The following is a 2,535-nucleotide window of genomic DNA, read 5'->3' as shown; positions in this document are numbered from 1 at the left end:
CCGCCAAGGGTCAACAGGTTCTGGACGAGATCAGGGTGCAGACGGGAAACGATGCGCTGGAGGTGTATGTGGGCGACTTGTCCAGCATGGCCGACGTGCGCCGCATCGCGCTGGAAGTGCTGGCCGAACATCCCACGCTGGACGTCCTAGTCAACAATGCGGGCGGTTTGATCGACGAGCGCCGCGAGACAGTGGACGGCTTTGAATATACGTTTGCCTTCAATCATCTGGCCTATTTTCTGCTCACCAATTTGCTGCTGCCAGGGCTGAAGGCGGCGGCCCAGGAGAGAGGCGAGGCCCGCGTGGTCAGCGTGTCATCCACCGCCAACAACAACGGGCGGATGCGCTGGGACGATCTGCAATACAAATCCGGTTATTCCATCTGGCCTGCTTACGGCCAGAGCAAGCTGATGAACGTTCTGTTCTCTAACGCCCTCGCGCGCCGCCTGGCAGGCACGGGCGTGACCAGCAACTCACTGCATCCCGGCCTGATCGCCTCCAGCTTTGGCAGTACGGCAACAGGGCTGAGCAAAATATTGCTGACGGTTCTCAAGCCGTTCATGTTGACGGTGCAGCAGGGCGCACAGAACAGCCTGTATGTCGCCACCTCACCGCAGATCAAGGGGATCAGCGGACAGTATTTCGTCAAGCAAAAGCTGGGCAAGCCCAATGCCCTGGCCGCCGATGAGGGCGCGCAGGAGCGACTGTGGAAGCTGTCGGAGGAACTGGTTGAAGCCTGGTCAAGTCCAGTGGCGGCGGATCACGTTGCCCCACTGGTCTGAACTGGGATTGATCAGACGCGCTCTTCAGGGGAAGCGTAGACCCCTGGCAAATGTTCTGACACCCGCCTGAGTTTTCTTCACTTCGCAAAGAGTTCAAGGTCAATATTCCGTTGTAAGGAGGCAGAGAGATGAGCGTGAACGCGAAACCGTGGTCACTGACCCGCGTGAAGTACGGCACGGGCCGCAGGCGTTCGAGTGTGCGCTTCATCTCCCCTGCTGAGAACAGCGGCTGGCCCTGCATGGTGGTGACTTTAAGGGTGTCGCCCAGGACGAGGGTGGCGATGCGGGCCGTGGCTTCGGTGCAGTAGATGCTGAGCTTCGGGAAGCGCCTGATGACCACGGGCAACGCGCCAACATGGTCTAGGTGGGCGTGGGTCAATACCATCGCGGTGGGTGGATGCTCCGCCAGCAAGCCAAGCTGGGGCAGTGCGGCGTCCCCGATGGACCCAGGGCGCGCCCCGGCGTCAATCAGCAGGTTGCCCTCGGCCAGCCGGTACAGGTAGCTACTGGCCCCCACCTCGTCAGTGCCACCCAGTCCCAGGAAATGCAGGTCACTCATGGCTGGCATTGTGGCGGATGGCGTGAAATGCCATCACGACAGGACCGCCCCCGGCTCCGTCCCCAGATCGTTGATATTAAACCCAGTCGCCGCCCGTGCCTTCTCGTTGAGCAGGTGCATCAGCAGTCGCCCCGGCGTTTCAATCTTCTGGCCCTTCAGCCGCCACTTCTCCAACCGCTGGATGCAGCGCCGGACCTCCTTCACCCCCAGATGGACCAGTGCCTTATAAAACCCGATGGCCGCCACCGTATGGGTGGCCGGATCGTCGTGGTGAATGGCGATCTGTACGGCGAATTCCCAGAGCTGCGGATTGGCGTTCCGCAATCTGTCTAGACAACCCTCTAAGCTGTCTGTCACTTGATCAAGGGTGGGGGAAGAGGTTCCTCGCTCTCCAGCGCGCGTGATCAGTGCCGCACTGTCCAGGCAGCGCAGCAGGTCTTCCCTTGCATTTCCCACCGATGAAGCTCCAACGCCCCCTTCAGGTTTTCCACAATCCCTTTGTTTTTGGGTAGTAGTTGAGCTTCCTTTAATCGTCTCACCTTGAGAGTTAAAGTCTGGCACGACGAAAATCTCGGTCTCCTGGACCGACTCGGCAAAGAAGGCCGCTTCCAGGTCCTCCGGGATGACCGGCTCGTACAGCGTGACGCTGAACAACGTGGCCGCGTTGCGCCGGGCTGCTGTCTCCCGGTCCAGTCGCTGCACCTTCTGGCTCCTGAGCCACAAGTGCGCCAGCGGGTGCTTCAGGGCACGGTAGAAAGTGGCCTCGCTCATCCCACACTCGCGCGCAAAGCAAAAGCGCCCGCCCACCATCTGCACCACCTGCTCGCGGGACTGAAGGGGCCGCCCATCCTCGCTGATCTTTAGGTAGGGGTGACCTGAGACTAGGAACCGAAACCTGCGCTAAGGAATTCAGCGCTGTTTGCGCCGCCAGATTCGGAGTTCGGCATCTGCTGAAGCGTCGCTGATCTCGGCATACCGCAACGTGGTCTGAATGTGGCGGTGGCCCAGCCGTTTGCGGATGGTTCCCAGGCTCACGCCCCCATTGACCAATTCCGTCGCGTGGCTATGGCGCAACTGATGCAGGGTGCAGGTCACACCAGCGAGAGCCGCATAGCGTTGCCAGCGCTCCTGCACGCTCTGATACCGCAACGGCCCACCACGCCCGTTCTTCTGCGCCTGAAACAGCGGCCCATG

At 60.9% G+C, this 2,535-nt stretch carries 4 protein-coding genes and 1 pseudogene; 2 read left to right on the top strand and 3 right to left on the bottom strand.

The window, feature by feature from the left end; genetic code table 11:
* Window positions 1-782: SDR family NAD(P)-dependent oxidoreductase (locus BOO71_RS17900; protein WP_075834643.1), on the top strand; the 782-nt coding region annotated here is incomplete at its 5' end.
* 128 nt (window positions 783-910) lie between these two features.
* Complete coding sequence (locus BOO71_RS28865; RefSeq protein ID WP_254843206.1) at window positions 911-1,090, top strand: hypothetical protein; 180 nt, start codon at window positions 911-913, stop codon at window positions 1,088-1,090.
* A 32-nt stretch (window positions 1,091-1,122) separates the two neighbouring features.
* Here the strand turns inward: BOO71_RS28865 and BOO71_RS28860 are convergent.
* The 3 genes and pseudogenes from BOO71_RS28860 to BOO71_RS17885 form a co-directional block, all read right to left on the bottom strand.
* Window positions 1,123-1,341 (bottom strand): annotated as a pseudogene (locus tag BOO71_RS28860) (MBL fold metallo-hydrolase); the annotation flags it as partial.
* A 33-nt stretch (window positions 1,342-1,374) separates the two neighbouring features.
* Window positions 1,375-2,043: a hypothetical protein gene (locus BOO71_RS17890; RefSeq protein WP_139323017.1), complete on the bottom strand. Its 669-nt coding sequence runs from the start codon at window positions 2,041-2,043 to the stop codon at window positions 1,375-1,377.
* Window positions 2,044-2,250: 207 nt separating this feature from the next.
* A partial coding sequence (locus tag BOO71_RS17885) for a tyrosine-type recombinase/integrase (RefSeq protein ID WP_139323016.1) occupies window positions 2,251-2,535 on the bottom strand: 285 nt, incomplete at its 5' end.

Origin of the sequence: Deinococcus marmoris (genome assembly GCF_001949125.1) — a bacterium.
Taxonomy (GTDB): domain Bacteria; phylum Deinococcota; class Deinococci; order Deinococcales; family Deinococcaceae; genus Deinococcus; species Deinococcus marmoris_A.
The sequence above is the reverse complement of the archived record's forward strand: the minus strand, read 5'-3'. Positions and strand labels throughout refer to the sequence as shown.